Source organism: Tabrizicola sp., assembly GCF_041913445.1.
GTDB lineage: Bacteria > Pseudomonadota > Alphaproteobacteria > Rhodobacterales > Rhodobacteraceae > Tabrizicola.
On sequence record NZ_JAYSFG010000003.1, the window covers coordinates 349133 to 365612 of the forward strand.

15 protein-coding genes are annotated in these 16480 nt (G+C 66.7%); 11 read left to right on the forward strand and 4 right to left on the reverse strand.

Translation table 11 applies throughout. The features are described 5' to 3' along the window. Window positions 1–72: 72 nt before the first annotated feature. Entirely contained in the window at window positions 73–792 is a 720-nt protein-coding gene (locus ACE3Q6_RS05900) for a hypothetical protein (RefSeq protein WP_374429635.1), read from the forward strand. An 83-nt stretch (window positions 793–875) separates the two neighbouring features. Here ACE3Q6_RS05900 and uvrC read toward each other — a convergent pair whose 3' ends face one another. The 4 genes from uvrC to ACE3Q6_RS05920 all read right to left on the reverse strand — a co-directional run bounded on the left by uvrC (window position 876) and on the right by ACE3Q6_RS05920 (window position 4780). Next, window positions 876–2732, reverse strand: a complete 1857-nt coding sequence (gene uvrC, locus ACE3Q6_RS05905; protein ID WP_374429637.1) for an excinuclease ABC subunit UvrC — start codon at window positions 2730–2732, stop codon at window positions 876–878. A 300-nt stretch (window positions 2733–3032) separates the two neighbouring features. Further along, entirely contained in the window at window positions 3033–3806 is a 774-nt protein-coding gene (locus ACE3Q6_RS05910) for an SDR family oxidoreductase (protein WP_374429639.1), read from the reverse strand. Continuing rightward, window positions 3803–3988, reverse strand: coding sequence for a hypothetical protein (locus ACE3Q6_RS05915; protein WP_374429641.1), 186 nt, complete (start codon window positions 3986–3988; stop codon window positions 3803–3805). The genes ACE3Q6_RS05910 and ACE3Q6_RS05915 overlap by 4 nt, the downstream gene beginning before the upstream one ends. Next, the gene (locus ACE3Q6_RS05920) at window positions 3989–4780 is read right to left on the reverse strand and encodes a S49 family peptidase (protein ID WP_374429643.1); all 792 of its coding nucleotides are present in this window, start codon (window positions 4778–4780) and stop codon (window positions 3989–3991) included. A gap of 61 nt (window positions 4781–4841) precedes the next feature. Between ACE3Q6_RS05920 and ACE3Q6_RS05925 the strand changes: the two genes are divergently transcribed. The 10 genes from ACE3Q6_RS05925 to ACE3Q6_RS05970 all read left to right on the forward strand — a co-directional run. Continuing rightward, window positions 4842–5723, forward strand: coding sequence for a LysR family transcriptional regulator (locus ACE3Q6_RS05925; RefSeq protein WP_374429645.1), 882 nt, complete (start codon window positions 4842–4844; stop codon window positions 5721–5723). Between the two features lie 89 nt (window positions 5724–5812). Continuing rightward, window positions 5813–6271, forward strand: coding sequence for a formate dehydrogenase subunit gamma (locus ACE3Q6_RS05930; protein WP_374429647.1), 459 nt, complete (start codon window positions 5813–5815; stop codon window positions 6269–6271). Further along, window positions 6268–7773, forward strand: a complete 1506-nt coding sequence (locus ACE3Q6_RS05935) for a formate dehydrogenase beta subunit (RefSeq protein WP_374429649.1) — start codon at window positions 6268–6270, stop codon at window positions 7771–7773. Before ACE3Q6_RS05930 ends, ACE3Q6_RS05935 begins: the two co-directional genes overlap by 4 nt. Beyond that, entirely contained in the window at window positions 7770–7979 is a 210-nt protein-coding gene (locus ACE3Q6_RS05940) for a DUF4287 domain-containing protein (RefSeq protein WP_374429651.1), read from the forward strand. Before ACE3Q6_RS05935 ends, ACE3Q6_RS05940 begins: the two co-directional genes overlap by 4 nt. 4 nt (window positions 7980–7983) lie before the next feature. Then, window positions 7984–10860 (forward strand): formate dehydrogenase subunit alpha, encoded by a 2877-nt coding sequence (fdhF, locus tag ACE3Q6_RS05945; protein WP_374429653.1) that lies wholly within the window; start codon window positions 7984–7986, stop codon window positions 10858–10860. Further along, window positions 10857–11657, forward strand: a complete 801-nt coding sequence (gene fdhD / locus ACE3Q6_RS05950) for a formate dehydrogenase accessory sulfurtransferase FdhD (protein WP_374429657.1) — start codon at window positions 10857–10859, stop codon at window positions 11655–11657. The genes fdhF and fdhD overlap by 4 nt, the downstream gene beginning before the upstream one ends. Further along, window positions 11647–11874: a formate dehydrogenase subunit delta gene (locus tag ACE3Q6_RS05955; RefSeq protein WP_374429659.1), complete on the forward strand. Its 228-nt coding sequence runs from the start codon at window positions 11647–11649 to the stop codon at window positions 11872–11874. Before fdhD ends, ACE3Q6_RS05955 begins: the two co-directional genes overlap by 11 nt. 11 nt (window positions 11875–11885) lie before the next feature. Continuing rightward, a complete protein-coding gene (locus ACE3Q6_RS05960) occupies window positions 11886–12464 on the forward strand; it encodes a cation transporter (protein WP_374429662.1) in 579 nt (192 codons plus the stop codon). A 128-nt stretch (window positions 12465–12592) separates the two neighbouring features. Further along, on the forward strand, window positions 12593–13858 hold the full coding sequence (gene lysA / locus ACE3Q6_RS05965; protein ID WP_374429664.1) for a diaminopimelate decarboxylase: 1266 nt from the start codon (window positions 12593–12595) through the stop codon (window positions 13856–13858). A gap of 27 nt (window positions 13859–13885) precedes the next feature. Beyond that, window positions 13886–16480 (forward strand): TIGR02302 family protein (locus tag ACE3Q6_RS05970; protein ID WP_374429666.1); only part of this gene is annotated, 2595 nt, incomplete at its 3' end.

Genomic DNA, 16480 nt, shown 5'->3' on the forward strand with positions numbered 1-16480 from the left:
ATGGGGTTTCGGAGGGGGATGGGTGCGGCTGGTTGTGTTAGGCTGGCCGCAGTTTGAGGTGAGGCATTGGTTATGGTGCGACTGCTTAGTCTGTTGTGTGTCGCCGCGCTGTTGCTGACGGGGTGCTCGCCTAGCGAATCCTGGAACCAGCGGCTGACCTTGGTCATCGAGACTCCCGACGGAGACGTGCGTGGATCGGTCGTCCAGCGTATTGACTGGGAGGGAACGGGCGCTCTCGGGAAGGCGATGTTCAGCGGCGTTGATTCATCGTCGGCCAGCGTCCAGGTGACGGGAGAGGCTCTTGCCGTCGAGGTGATGCCGGGTCGCTGGCTGTTCGCCCTGCTGAAGGGTGGCAGTGGTTGGCAGGGCGAACCGGGGCTGAACGCCGGCTTCGCAATTGCGGTGCCGCGGGGGCACTTTGCGAAGTCGGCAGAGGGGGTGGGAGAGATTGTCGGGTTCCCGAAGGACACGCCGGTCGAATTGACCCCCGAGGCGTGGCCGCTGCTGGTGACGTTTGACGACATCACCAAGCCCGAGACGGTGCGGGAGGTGGACCCGGCGGACCTTGCGGCGGTGTTTGGTGTGGGGGTGCGGTTGAAGGCGGTGACGCTGGAGATCACGCAGGAGGCCGTGACGGAGGGGCGTGTTGAGGGGATTTTGCCTTGGCTTGAAAGCGTCGGAAGGGAACGAGGGACCTTGATCCCTGACCCACCCCTACTGAGCACAGACCTTACAGATCCAGAAATCCAGTTGCTTGGTCCTAATGCATTCTCGACGGAGCTATACAAGTAGATCTCGCTCAGCGCAGAAGTCTGAAGGAATCCCCTTCCACTGTGAAACGGTGCGCTGTAGCGCACCCTACGATGTGGCCGCCGTCACCCCTTCGCGGAGAAGTAGTCCGCGATGGTTTTGGCCATGGCTTGGGAGATGCCGTCCACGGCTTGCAGGTCTTCGACCCCCGCCCGCGCGACTGCCTTGGCTGACCCGAAATGCTGCAGGAGGGCGCGTTTGCGGGTGGCTCCGATGCCGGGGATGTCGTCGAGGGGGGTCACGGACACCGCCTTTGCCCGTTTGGCGCGGTGGGCGCCGATGGCCCAGCGGTGGGCCTCATCCCGCAGGCGCTGGATGAAGTAGAGGACGGGGTCGTTTCTTTGCAGGGCGAAGGGGCGTTCGCCGGGGCGGTGGAATTCCTCCTTGCCGGCGTCGCGGTCGATGCCCTTGGCGACGCCGACCATCGCGATGTCCTCCACCCCCAACTCGGACATGATCTCGGCAACGGCTGAGACTTGCCCCGCGCCGCCGTCGATCAGGAGGAGGTCGGGCCACATGTCGGTCTTCCGCTCGGGGTCTTCCTTCAACAGGCGCTCGAAGCGGCGGGTGAGGACTTCCTTCATCATGCCGAAGTCGTCGGAGTTCGCCCCGGCCTCGGACCGGATGTTGAACTTGCGGTATTGCGATTTCAGGAAGCCCTCCGGCCCGGCGACGATCATGCCGCCGACGGCGTTGGTGCCCTGGATGTGGCTGTTGTCATAGACCTCGATCCGCTGCGGCGGGGCGTCGAGGTCGAAGGCTTCGGCGAGACCCTGGAGGAGCTTGTTCTGCGTGGTGGACTCGGCCATCCGGCGGGCGAGACTTTCGCGGGCGTTCCTTACCGCGTTCTCCACCAGTTCGGCCTTTTCCCCGCGCTGGGGGACCGTGAGTTCGACCTTGCGGCCAGCGCGGGCGGACAGCGCCTCGCACACCAGGTCGGGGTTGTCGACGGGGTGAGAGAGGAGGATCAGGCGGGGCGGGTCCTTGTCGTCGTAGAACTGGGTGAGGAAGGCTTCCAGGATCTCGGGCGCTTCGGCCCCGGCGCCGGTCTTGGGGTAGAAGTCGCGGTTGCCCCAGGACTGGTTGGCGCGGATGAAGAAGACCTGGACGCAGGCCTGGCCATGTTCGAGGTGGAGCGCGACGATGTCGGCCTCAGCCACGCCCTGGGGGTTGATGCCCTGGGACTGCTGGACCTGGGTCAGCGCGCGGATGCGGTCGCGCAGGGCTGCGGCGCGTTCGAACTCCATCGCTTCACTGGCGGCGGCCATGTCGCGGGCGAGGTCGGCCTGGACGGAGGTGGTCTTGCCTTCGAGGAAGCGTTTCGCGTCGTCGACGAGGCCCGCGTAGCCCTCGGCGCTGATCTTGCCGACGCAAGGCGCGCTGCAGCGCTTGATCTGGTATTGCAGGCAGGGACGGGTGCGGCTGTCGAAGACGGAGTCGGAGCAGTTGCGGAGGAGGAAGACCTTCTGCAGCTGGTTGAGCGTCCGGTTCACCGCCCCGGCGGAGGCGAAGGGGCCGAAGTAGGCGCCCTTCTCGGATTTCTTGCCGCGGTGCTTCTTGATCTGCGGGTAGGGGTGTTCGGCCGAGATCAGGATGTTCGGGAAGCTCTTGTCGTCGCGCAGAAGCACGTTGTAGCGCGGCTTCAGCTGCTTGATGAGGTTCTGTTCAAGGAGCAGCGCCTCCAGCTCCGTCCGCGTGGTCAGGAACATCATCGAGGCGGTCTCGTGGATCATCCGCGCGATCCGCCCCGAATGTCCCGACGGGCGCGCGTAGTTCGAAACCCGCGCCTTCAGGTTGCGCGCCTTGCCGACGTACAGCACCTCGGAGGCCGCGTTCAGCATCCGATAGACCCCCGGCGAGCCGTCGAGAGTCTTCAGGTAATCCTGGATCACCTCATGTCCGCTGCGGGGTTTTTCGTCCATGGTTTACAGTCTGTCGATTCTCAGTTTGGGCTGCCACCGAACGGGGGCCTAGGCAAGAGCAAAGCTGTCCACGGAATCTGGGGATAACTCTGCGGAGAAGATTTCGGGAGTGCCGAATTTCCCTTGTATTCAGCCCGTTTCATGAAGTTGCACATTTTTTAGGCAGATATGGAACCCATTGAATTCAAAGGAAAGAATTTCTCGGCTGGCGCAAATCCCTGAATCTTCAAGCGATTTATGACAGACACGTGAACCTGTCGCCAAAAGTGGACAAGTTGCCGCGTCGGGTTCCCGAAACGGCTATTCCACGCCCAGAACGTCGGGCGTCTTCCAGCCGAGATGCTGGCCCCCGTCCACAGCGATGAACTGGCCGGTCACACCGGGGCTGTCCAGGAAGAAGCCCAGCGCGGCAGTGATGTCCCGGGGGTTGGCACCCCGCTTCAGGACGGTCGCGGCACGCTGGCGCGCGAAGTGCTCCTCGGTCTGCCGCGCGCCACGGAGAGTGGGGCCCGGCCCGATGGCGTTGACGCGGATGTTGGGGGCAAGCCCTTGTGCGGCTGTCTGAGTCAGGGCCCAGAGGCCCATCTTGGCAATGGTGTAGGTCGAGAACTCGGGCGTCAGCTTCAGGATGCGCTGGTCGATCATGTTGACGACCAGGCCCTGCGCCAGCGGCTCTCCCGTTTCATCTGTCGTGGCGGGCGGACACTGGCGGGCGAAGGCCTGGGTCAGGACGTAGGGTGCACGCAAGTTCGACTCGATGTGCCGATCCCAGCTTTGGCGGGTCGCGGTGTCGATACGGTCGTATTCGAAGATCGAGGCGTTGTTGACCAGGACCGTGAGCGGCCCCAGCGCGGCCGTCACGGCGGGAATCAGCTTCTGCACCTGCGCCTCGTCCAGAAGGTCGGCCTGGAAGGCCTGCGCCTTGCGGCCCATCGCACGGATCTCGGCGACTACGGCCTCGGCTTCCTCGGCGGACGAGGCGTAGTGGACCGCGACGTCGTGACCGCGCTGCGCAAGGTACAGCGCCATCGCGCGGCCCAGCCGCTTGCCCGCCCCGGTCACCAGTGCCGTCATTTCGCCTTGCCCCCGCAGTCGCATGTCTTGGTGCCGATCAGGTAGCGCCCGCAACGCTTGCAGACAGGGGCCTTTACGCGCTTTTGCATCACGCGGGGCAGCGCGGTGGGGAAGAGCGCGCGACCGATCAGCGCGACAAGGACCATCGCGGCAAGGAAGAGAAAGATGATCTTGAGCAGCATCTAAAGCCCATACCGCGCCCAAAGCGCCCTGTCCTCGACCGCGCCGAGGGTTTCGTCGACCAACGACAGCCCGAAGCGCTGGAACAGGCTCCGCTTGCGGCCCAGAGGGACCATCTTCACCTTCTCGCCGTAGAGCGACTTCAGCTTCGGCACCAGATGCGCCACGCCGTCGGTCAGCCCAAGGTCCACCGACTGCTGGCCGGTCCAGATGTCGGCGTTGAAGAGGTCGGCGCTGTCGTCCAGGCGGATACCACGGCTGCGGCGGACATGGTCGATGAAGGCCTGGTGGATCGGGCCTTGCAGGGCCTTCAGGCGCTCGATGTCCTCGGGCTTTTGCGGCAGGAACGGGTCGGCAAAGCCTTTCGACCGCCCCGCCGTGACCACCCGACGCTCGACCCCCTGCCGCGCCATCAGTTCGGGGAAGCCGAAACTGGCGAAGATCACGCCGATGGAGCCGACAAGGCTGCTCTGGTCCACCCAGATGTCATCCGCCGCGCAGGCCAGCCAGTAGCCGCCCGAAGCCGCGACATCCTCGACAAAGGCGTGGACGGGCACCTTCTTCTCGTCCGCCAGCCGCCGGATGCGGGCCGCGATCAGGCTGGACTGCACCGCCGACCCGCCGGGCGAATTCACCTGCAGGGCCACCGCGACCGGCTTCATCTTGAAGGCCTTCTCGATCAGCGGGGCAAGCGCCTCGTCGTTCAGCGACCGGGTGCCGCTGCCGATGGTTCCGCTCAGGCGGATCACGGGGACGATGTCGGGTTTCGGCAGGAAGGGGATGAAGCGGCGCATGCGCCCAGAGGTAAGGCCTATGGGGGTTGCTAGCAAGGGCGGGGCGCGGCAGGGTTCGGGAATGATCGACAAGCTGGAAATGTTCATCGCGCTTGCGAAGGAACGGCACTTCGGCCGCGCCGCCGAGGTCTGCGGCGTGACCCAGCCCTCGCTCTCTTCTGCCATCCGACAGCTGGAGGACCAGTTGGGCGTCCAGCTCGTCTTCCGGGGCAGCCGCTTCCAGGGACTGACGCCGGAGGGGCAGCGGGTGCTGGACCGGGCTTTGGGGATCGTGGGCGACGTGCGGGCGCTGAAGGATGAGATGCGGGTGGTCCGGACCGGCCTGTCCGGCAACCTGCGGATCGGGGTCATCCCCACGGCCCTGCCGATGGTGGCCGACCTCACCGGACCTTTCACCCAGAAGCACCCCAATGTCCGCGTCTCGATCCTGTCGCGCACCAGCGTGGAGATCCTGACCGGGATCGAGGCCTTGGATCTGGAGGCGGGGATCACCTATCTGGACAACGAGCCTTTGGGCCGGGTCTCGCAGGTGCCGCTCTATACCGAGTTCTACCGCCTCCTCATCGCGCCCGGCTCCGAGATGGCGCATCGGCGGCAGGTCAGCTGGAATGAGCTGTCCTCGGTCCCGCTTTGCCTTCTCACCTCGGACATGCAGAACCGGCGGATCGTCAACCAGCACCTGGGCGAGGCCGGAGTGGACGCCGCGCCGATGATCGAATCGAACTCGACGATGGCCCTTGTGGCGCATGTGCTGACGGGGCGCTGGGCCTCGGTCGTGCCGAAGAAGCTTGCCGACATGTTCGTGGCGGATGGTCGGCTTCACTCCATCCCCATCGTGGAACCGGAGGCCGAGCATACGGTGGGCCTGATCGCCGCCAAGCGCGACCCGCAGACTCCGGTCCTCCAGGCCCTGATCGACGAGGCGATCCGGCTGTTTCGATAGGCGCTGTCTATCGACTGACGATATATCGACATTGAATCGCCTATCGTTCCGGGCGTATACCTTTGCATGCTAGCCAGAGGTTTGCCCGCATGCTCGATTCCCACGCCCAGACAGACCGGATCGCCGAGATCCTTGAGGCCCATCAGGGGTTGGAGGGGCCGCTGCTGCCCATCCTCCACGCGATTCAGGAGGCGTTCGGCTATGTGCCCGAGGCCGCCGTGCCGCAGATCGCCAAGGCGCTGATGCTGTCCAAGGCCGAGGTGCACGGGGTCATCAGCTTTTACCACGACTTCCGCGAAAAGCCCGCCGGGCGGCATGTGCTGAAGCTCTGCCGGGCTGAGGCCTGCCAGACTGTCGGCGCGGACGACGTGGCGGACCGGATCAAGAAGGCGCTGGGCATCGACTGGCACGAGACGACCCCCGATGGCCGCGTAACGCTGGAGCCGGTGTTCTGCCTGGGCCTCTGCGCCTGCGGACCGGCGGCGATGGTCGACGGCCGGCTGGTGGGCAGGGTGGATGAAGGCGTGTGCGCAGAGGTGGCGAAATGAAGGTCTACGTTCCGCTGGACAGCGCCGCCGTCGCCCTCGGGGCCGACAAGATTGCCGAGGCCATCGTGGCCCAGGGCGCCGCGCGCGGGGTTTCAGTCGAGGTCGTCCGCAACGGCTCGCGCGGGATGGTCTGGTTGGAGCCGCTGGTCGAGGTTGTCACCGACAAGGGCCGGGTTGGCTTTGGCCCGATGACGCTGGCCGATGTGCCTTCGCTGTTCGGCGACCTGTCCGCGCACCCGAAGGCGCTGGGACTGGTCGAGGAGCTGCCCTGGATGAAGGGGCAGACCCGTCTGACCTTCGCCCGCGTCGGCGTGATCGATCCGCTGTCGCTGGAGGATTACGTGGCGCATGGCGGGCTGGTGGGCCTGGAACGTGCGGCCAAGATGTCCAAGGCCGAGATCGTGGCCGAGGTGACCGAGTCTGGGTTGCGCGGCCGGGGCGGCGCTGGCTTTCCGACGGGGATCAAGTGGAAGACCGTCTCGGAAGCTGCGGGCGAGCAGAAGTACATCGTCTGCAACGCGGACGAGGGCGACAGCGCAACCTTCGCCGACCGGATGCTGATGGAGGGCGACCCCTTCACGCTGATCGAAGGCATGGCGATTGCCGGGTTGGCCTGCGGGGCGACCAAGGGCTACGTCTACATCCGCAGCGAATACCCCGTCGCGATCCGCGTGATGGAAGCCGCAGTCCGGATCGCCCGCGAGGCCAAGGTGCTGGGTCCAGCCTTCGACATGGAAATCCGCGTCGGCGCGGGGGCCTATGTCTGCGGCGAGGAGACCTCGCTGCTGAACTCGCTGGAAGGCAAGCGTGGCGTGGTGCGCGCCAAGCCGCCGCTGCCGGCGCTGCAGGGGTTCCTGGGGCGGCCGACGGTGGTGAACAACGTGATCTCGCTGGCTTCGGTGCCGGTGATCATGGCCAAGGGCGCGGCTTACTATAAGGACTTCGGTCTGGGCCGCAGCCGTGGGACGATCCCGCTGCAGATCGCCGGGAACGTGAAATACGGCGGGCTCTATGAGGTCGCGTTCGGCCTGACCCTGGGCCAGATCGTCAACGAGATCGGCGGCGGCACGGCCTCGGGGCGTCCGGTCAAGGCGGTGCAGGTTGGCGGGCCGCTGGGCGCCTGGTTCCCGGTGTCGCTGTTCGACACGCCCTTCGGGTATGAGGAATTCGGCGCGAAGGAAGGCTTGATCGGCCATGCGGGCCTCACGGTGGCCGACGACACCACGGACATGCTGCAGATGGCCCGCTTCGCGATGGAGTTCTGCGCCATCGAGAGCTGCGGCAAGTGCACGCCCTGCCGCCTGGGATCGACCCGGGGGGTGGAAACCATCGACCGGATCGCGCGCGGCGATGCCAGCGCGATCCCGCTCATCACGGACCTGTGCAACACGATGAAGTCCGGTTCGCTTTGCGCGCTGGGCGGCTTCACCCCATATCCAGTGATGAGCGCACTGACGCATTTCCCGGATGACTTCGCCCGCGCGAAGGAGGCCGCTGAATGACCGAGACGGTGAAGGGCCCCGCGTCCTACTTCCCCTCGATCGAGAAGAAATACGGTCAGCCGATGGCGCATTGGTTCGACCAGATCCAGGACAAGCTCGACCTGCCGCACATGCAGATCGTCGCGTTCCTGAAAGACACCCACCAGATGGGCCACGGCCACGCCAACGCCATCGTCGCCCACCAGCTTGCCGCACGGAAAGGCTAATCAGATGAAAGACTTCATCATCCCCGACCGCGACTTCGGCACCCCTGCCTCGAAGTCCAAGACCATGGTCACGCTGACCATCGACGGCTTCGACGTGACCGTGCCGGAAGGCACCAGCATCATGCGCGCGGCGGCGGAAGTGGGGATCTCGGTCCCGAAGCTGTGCGCGACCGACAGCGTAGATGCCTTCGGCTCCTGCCGGCTCTGCCTGGTGGAAATCGAGGGTCGGGCGGGAACCCCTGCCTCCTGCACCACGCCCGTGGCCCCCGGCCTGAAGGTCAAGACCCAGACCGGCAAGCTGAAGGACCTGCGCCGCGGGGTGATGGAGCTCTATATCTCCGACCACCCGCTGGACTGCCTGACCTGCGCCGCCAACGGCGACTGCGAGCTGCAGGACATGGCCGGGGCCGTGGGCCTGCGCGACGTGCGGTATGAGGCGGTGGATACCCACTTCCGCGCCCGCAACACCAGCGGCGAGGCCAACCCGCAGTGGCTGCCGAAGGACGATTCCAACCCCTATTTCAGCTACGACCCGGCGAAATGCATCGTCTGCTCGCGCTGCGTCCGGGCCTGCGAGGAAGTGCAGGGCACCTTCGCTCTGACCATCGAAGGCCGGGGCTTCGACAGCCGCGTGTCCTTTGGCGCGAAGACCGACAATGCGCTCGCCTCGGACTGCGTCAGCTGCGGCGCCTGCGTGCAGGCCTGCCCGACCGCGACCCTGACCGAGAAGTCGGTCATCGACATCGGCACGCCGGACCGCAGCATCATCACCACCTGCGCCTATTGCGGCGTCGGCTGTTCGTTCAAGGCCGAGATGCGCGGCGACGAACTCGTCCGCATGACCCCGTACAAGCACGGCAAGGCCAACCGCGGCCACTCCTGCGTCAAGGGCCGGTTCGCCTATGGCTACGCCACGCACCAGGACCGCATCCTGAAGCCGATGATCCGCGAGACGATCAACGAGCCGTGGCGTGAGGTGTCCTGGGCCGAGGCGATGGAATTCGCGGCCGCCAAGATGAAGGGCATCCAGGCCAAGTACGGCCGCCAGTCGGTCGGCGTGATCACCTCCAGCCGCTGCACGAACGAGGAGACCTACCTCGTCCAGAAGCTGACCCGCGCGGTGTTCATGAACAACAACACCGACACCTGCGCCCGCGTCTGCCATTCGCCCACCGGCTATGGCCTGGGCCAGACCTTCGGCACCTCGGCCGGCACGCAGGACTTCGACTCGGTCGAGGACTCGGACGTGATCATGGTGATCGGTGCGAACCCGTCGGCTGCGCACCCTGTTTTCGCCAGCCGCATGAAGAAGCGGCTGCGGAAGGGCGCGAAGCTGATCGTCGTCGACCCGCGCCGGACGGAAACCGTGGAAGGCCCGCACTACAAGGCCGCGCATCACCTGGCGCTGACCCCGGGCACCAACGTCGCCGTCGTCTCGGCGCTGGCGCATGTGATCGTGACGGAAAAGCTCTACAACGAAGAGTTCATCCGCACCCGCTGCGACTGGGATGAGTTCCAGGACTATGCCGAGTTCATCGGCGCCCCCAACCACTCGCCCGAAGCGGTGGAGCTGGTCACTGGCGTCCCGGCCGAGGAAATCCGTAAGGCCGCGCGCCTCTATGCGACCGGCGGCAATGCGGCAATCTACTATGGCCTCGGCGTGACCGAGCACAGCCAGGGCTCGACCACCGTCATCGGCATCGCCAACCTTGCCATGCTGACCGGCAACATCGGTCGGCGCGGTGTGGGCGTGAACCCGCTCCGTGGCCAGAACAACGTGCAGGGCTCTTGCGACATGGGGTCCTTCCCGCACGAACTGCCGGGCTACCGCCACGTGAAGAACCCGGAGGTCCGCGCGATTTATGAGAAGGCCTGGGGCGTCACCATCGACCCGGAACCCGGCCTGCGCATCCCGAACATGCTGGACGCCGCGGTCGAGGGCACCTTCAAGGGCCTCTACTGCCAGGGCGAGGACATCCTGCAATCCGACCCCGACACCCACCACGTCGCGGCGGGTCTGGCGGCGATGGAATGCGTGATCGTCCACGACCTCTTCCTGAACGAGACCGCGAACTACGCCCACGTCTTCTTCCCCGGCTCGTCCTTCCTGGAAAAGGACGGCACCTTCACCAACGCCGAGCGGCGGATCAACATGGTCCGCAAGGTGATGGCGCCGAAGCAAGGCTATGCCGACTGGGAAGTGACCCAGATGTTCGCCAACGCGATGGGCGCGGGCTGGAACTACACCCACCCGTCGCAGATCATGGAAGAGATCGCCATGACCACGCCCTCCTTCGCTGGGGTGAGCTACGAGAAGATCGAGACGATGGGCTCGGTCCAGTGGCCCTGCAACGACAAGGCGCCGGAAGGCACGCCGCTGATGCACATCGACGGCTTCGTGCGCGGCAAGGGCAAGTTCATCCGCACCGAATATGTGGCGACGGACGAGAAGACCGGCCCGCGCTTCCCGCTGCTGCTGACGACGGGCCGCATCCTGTCGCAGTACAACGTGGGCGCGCAGACCCGGCGGACGGCGAACGTCGTCTGGCATGACGAGGATGTGCTGGAGATCCACCCGCATGACGCCGAGAACCGGGGCATCCGGGACGGCGACTTCGTCCGGCTCGCCTCGCGGTCGGGGGAAACCACGCTGCGGGCGACGATCACCGACAAGGTGTCGCCCGGCGTGGTCTACACCACCTTCCACCACCCGGACACGCAGGCCAACGTCATCACCACCGACTTCTCCGACTGGGCGACGAACTGCCCGGAATACAAGGTGACGGCGGTGCAGGTCAGCCCCTCGAACGGGCCGTCCGAGTGGCAGGAAGAGTACGCCGCGCAGGCGGCCCTGTCGCGTCGGATCCTGGCCGCGGAATGAACGGCGCGCGGCCAACCCCTCGGCTGGTCTTCGGTCCCTCGGTCCAACCGGGGGAACGGGTCCTGCCCGAAGAGGTGGCCGTCGCGCTTTCGTTCAACGGCACGACGCAGGCGGTGATGATGGCGACGCCTGCGGATCTGGAGGACTTCGGCGTGGGCTTCGCCCTGACCGAGGGAATCGCCAGGCCGGAAGAGATCCAGTCCGTCGATGTCGAAAAGGGCCCCCGGGGTCGCGACGTGCAGGTCTGGCTGCGGCCGGAGGCCGAGGCTCGGCTGGCTGCCCGGCGGCGGACAATGTCCGGTCCGGTGGGCTGCGGGCTTTGCGGGATCGACAGCATCGACCAGGCGCTGCGCGAGGTGCCGGTCGTCCAGCCGTCGCGTTTCCGCCTGACGCCGACCCAGGTGCGGGAAGCGGTGGCCTCGCTGCCCGCCGAACAGCGGTTGCACGACGCGACGCGGGCAGTGCATGGCGCGGCGTTCTGGAACGGGCGCGTACTTCTGGCGCGTGAGGACGTGGGCCGGCACAATGCGCTGGACAAGCTGGTCGGCGGGATGCTGCGGCAGGGGATTGCGCCGCAGGGTGCCGTGGTCCTGACCAGCCGGGTGTCCACCGACATGGTGCAGAAGGTCGCCATGCTGGGCGCGCCGATGATCATTGCCGTCTCTGCCCCCACGGCCGAGGCGGTGGACCTGGCCGAGGCCTCGGGGATCACCCTGATCGCGCTCGCCCGCGGGGACCGGTTCGAGGTCTTCTCGCATACGGATCGTTTGAAGACGGAGGAAGCCCATGTCGGCTGACAAGATCGCCCGGATGGCAAACCAGATTGCCATGTTCATGGAAACCAAGCCCGAGGCCGAGGGCATTGCCGGATTGGCAAACCATATCAACGACTTCTGGGAACCCCGGATGCGCCGCCAGTTCTTCGAGATCGTCGATGCAGGTGGCGCGGGCCTGCGGCCGCTGGTCCTGAAGGCGGCAGGGTCGATCCGTCGCCCGGCAGCCGAGGCGGCCTGATCCCGCCCGGGGTGACGACCCTTCGCCAGACCGTGCTGATCGTCGCGGGCCTGAACCTTGCCTATTTCGGGGTGGAGTTCTTGGCGGCCCTGCGCGCGGGTTCGGTCGCGCTTATGGCCGACAGCGTGGATTTTCTGGAAGACGCGGCGGTCAACAGCCTGATCTTCTTCGCGCTGGCCTGGACCGCCACCCGCCGTGCGGCCGTGGGCAAGGTCCTTGCCGCGCTACTGCTGGTCCCGGCGGTTGCCTTCCTCTGGACGCTGGGCGCCAAACTTCTGGACCCGACGCCCCCCATTGCGGCGGCGCTTACCCTCGTTGGGCTGGGGGCGCTGGCGGTGAACCTCACCGCCGCGCTGCTTCTGGCGCGTCACCGCCGGGCCGAGGGTAGCCTCACCCGCGCGGCCTTCCTGTCGGCCCGGAACGATGCGCTGGCGAACATCGGCATCATCGGGGCCGGACTGGTGACGGCGCGCCACCCCTCAATCTGGCCGGACATCGTGGTCGGACTGGTCATCGCCGCCCTGAACCTGGACGCCGCGAAGGAAGTTTGGGAGGCCGCCCATGACGAGGCGGAGGACGCCCAGGTCTGACGCCGGAATTTTCGAAAATTCCGGACCGGAGCCTTCAAAGGCTCCGAACCGATTTCTTTGAAGAAATCGGCGCTTTGCACCACCGTTCGGCCCGGATATGACGACGCGGAAGCGATCCGGGGACGACGATGGACCATTTCCTCTACAAGAACGGCACCCTCCACGCCGAGGACGTCGCCCTGACGGACATCGCGGCCCAGGTCGGCACCCCGTTCTACGTCTATTCGACCGCCACCCTGACCCGGCACTATCGCCTGTTCACCGAGGCGCTGTCCCCCCTGCCGCACCTCGTCTGCTTCGCCATCAAGTCGCTGTCGAACGTCGCGGTGCTGAAGACCCTCGGCAACCTCGGTGCGGGCATGGACGTGGTTTCGGGCGGGGAATACCTGCGCGCGAAGGCGGCGGGCGTCCCGGGCGACCGCATCGTCTTCTCCGGCGTCGGCAAGACGCGCGACGAGATGCGCCTCGCCCTGACCGGCGGCATCCGGCAGTTCAACGTGGAATCCGAACCCGAGATGCGGGCGCTGTCCGAGGTCGCAACCTCCCTCGGCGTCAGGGCCCCCATCGCCGTTCGGGTCAACCCGGACGTCGACGCCAAGACTCACGAGAAGATCGCGACGGGCAAGAAGGAAAACAAGTTCGGCATCCCGATTGCCCGCGCCACCGAAGTCTACGCCGAGGCCGCGAGACTCCCCGGCCTGCAGGTCATCGGCATCGACGTCCATATCGGGTCGCAGCTCACCGACCTTGAGCCCTTTGAGCAGGCCTATCTCAAGGTCGCCGACCTGACCCGCCGCCTGCGTTCCGAGGGCCACACGATCACCCGCCTCGACCTCGGTGGCGGGTTGGGCATCCCCTACACAAGGTCCAACGAAGCGCCCCCGCTTCCCACCGACTACGGCGCGCTCATCAAGCGCACCGTGGGTGACCTTGGCTGCGAGATCGAGATCGAACCCGGCCGCCTGATCTCCGGCAACGCGGGCCTCCTGGTGGCCAGCGTGATCTACGTCAAGAACGGCGAGGGGCGCGACTTCCTGATCCTCGACGCCGCGATGAACGACCTTGTGCGCCCCTCGATGTACGGCGCGCACCACGACATCGTGCCCGTCATCGAGCCCCCCGTCGCCTCCCCGACGCAAGAGTTCGACGTGGTCGGCCCGGTCTGCGAAACCGGCGACACCTTCGCCAAGGGGCGCGACCTGCCGCTGGTGGCCGAGGGGGACCTTGTCGCCTTCCGCTCCGCCGGGGCCTATGGGGCGGTCATGGCGTCGGAATACAATACTCGGCCCCTCATCCCCGAGGTGCTAGTCAACGGGGATCACTTCGCTGTCATCCGGGCGCGTCCAAGCTTTGACGAAATCCTCAAGCGCGATACCATCCCCTCGTGGCTGTGACACCCTGTCCGGTCCTTGGCAGGTGACATGACCGGACAAACGCCCCAACCGCCGCTGAAATCCCTCGTCTGGCCGATGCGCCTGACGCTGGCGGGACTTTGGGCGGAACGGCTGGCCCGCGCCTTCTGGCCGCTCTGGTCCCTGATCCTTGTCACCCTCGCCGCGCTGGCCTTCGGCGTCCAGGACCTCGGCCCGCTCCATTATGCCCAGGCGGCCGGGGCCGTCATCGGCCTTGCCGCGCTGGCCCTCCTTGCCTGGGGCGTGAAGCAGTTCCGCAAACCAACGGCGATGGACGCGCTGGACCGGCTTGACACCACCATGCCCGGCCGCCCCATCGCCGCGCTGCGCGACACCCAAGCCATCGGCACCGCCGACCCGGCCTCGCTGGCCGTCTGGCGCGCGCATCAGGAGAGGATGGCCGCCCGCGCCGCCGGGGCGCGCCCGGTCCAGCCCGACCTGCGCCTGTCCTCGCGCGACCGTTTCTCGCTGCGCTATGTCGCGCTCACGGCCTTCGTCATGGCCGCGCTTTTCGGGTCGTTCTGGAAGGCCGGCTCGGTCGCGGGTCTTACTCCCGGCGCGGCTGTCGCCATGCCCGGCGGCCCGGCCTGGGAGGGATGGGCCCAGCCCCCGGCCTACACCGGGAAACCCTCGCTTTACCTCAACGACATCACCGACCCCGCGCTGGAATTGCCCACCGGCACCCGCCTGCAGATCCGCCTCTACGGCCCCGAGGGCGACCTGACCGTCGCCCAGACCGTCGCCGATGTCCCGCCGCCACCCGCTGCCGAAGCCGGAAGCGAAGTCACTCCCGCCGCCGCCGTCCCCAACGCGATGGCCGGGGTGCACGACCTGACGGTCACCCGCTCGGGCCAGCTTGCCATCGAGGGCAACGGCGGCCGCGAATGGCAGATCACCGCGATCCCGGACAACGCCCCCACGATCGAAATCACCGGAGAGATGGTGCGCGAGGCGGACGGTCGCTTCAAACAGGACTTCAAGGCCACCGACGATTACGGCGTGGTGGCGGGCCGCGTCACCATTTCGCTGGACCTTGCCAAGGTCGACCGGCGTCACGGGTTGACCATCGACCCCGAAGCCATCGAGCCGGTGACGCTTGACCTGCCGATGCCGCGCAAGGGCAAGCGGACGGACATGACCTCGACCCTGGTGGACGATCTGTCGAAACATGTCTTCGCCAACATGCCGGTCACGATGGTCTTTGCCGCCGTCGATGCGGCGGGGAACGAAGGCACCTCGGCTCCTTACGAGGTCGTCCTGCACGGCAAGCGCTTCTTCGACCCGCTGGCCGCCGCCCTGATCGAGATGCGCCGCGACATCCTGTGGAACCGCGTGAACGCCCCCCGCGCGGTCGAAATCCTGAAGGCCGTCACGAACCGTCCCGAAGGCTTCATCCGGCACGAGCGCGCCTTCCTGCACCTGCGGGTCCTGATGCGCGACCTGGAGGCCAAGGAAGCGAGCCTTTCGACCGAGGACCGCGATGCGGTCGCTGAGAAGCTTTGGACCATCGCCCTGATGGTCGAGGAGGGGAACCTTCAGTCCGCGCTGGAACGCCTGCAGCGTGCGCAGGACCGGCTGCAGGAGGCGATCGAGAACGGCGCCTCGCCGGAAGAGATCGACCAGCTGATGAAGGAAATGCAGCAGGCGCTGAACGAATACATGCGGGAACTGGCCGAAGAGGCGCAGCGCAATCCGGGCGACCAGCAGCAGCAGCAGATGATGCAGGGCCAGATGATGTCCGGCGACCAGCTGCAGGAGATGCTGGACCGGCTGCAGCAGCTGATGGAGGAAGGCAAGACCGCCGAAGCCGCCGAGCTGATGGAGCAACTGCGCCAGCTGATGCAGAACATGCAGGTCGTCCAGGGCCAGGGGCAAGGCCAGGGCCAGGGCCAGGACGGCCCGATGGGCGACCTGGGCGAGACGCTGCGCGACCAGCAGGAACTTTCCGACGACGCCTTCCGCGACCTGCAGGGTGTGCCGCGCGATGGCCAACAGCAGGGCGAAGGCCAGCAGCCGGGCCAGGAACAGGGGCAAGAGCAGGGCCAGGGCCAGCAGCCGGGCGACCAACCGGGCCAGGGCAGCGACCAGGCGCAGAACCAGGATGGCGACGGCCAGGGCGGCTCGCTGTCCGACCGCCAGCGCGAGTTGCGGGAACGGCTGAATGAGTTGCAGCAGGGTCAGCTTCCCGGCGACGGGACCGAGCAGGGCGAAGAGGGCCGCCGCAACCTGGACCGCGCCGGTCGGGCGATGGAAGAGGCCGAGGATGCGCTGCGGGACGGCGATCTAGACGGCGCGCTTGACCGCCAGGCCGAGGCGATGGAAGCGCTCCGCGACGGGATGCGCGACTTCGGCGAGGCGCTGGCCGACGAACAGCGCCAGAACCGCGACGGGCAGGGCGGCGAACGCGACATGGGCTCGGCCGATCCGCAGGGCACCGACCCGCTGGGACGCCGTCCGGGCGAAACCGCCCGCATCGGTTCGGACGAGAACATGGTGCAGAACACCCCCGACGAACGCGCGCAGGAGCTTCTGGACGAGATCCGCCGCCGGTCGGGTGAACTGACCCGGCCGCTTGAGGAACTCGTCTACCTCAAGCGCCTGGTG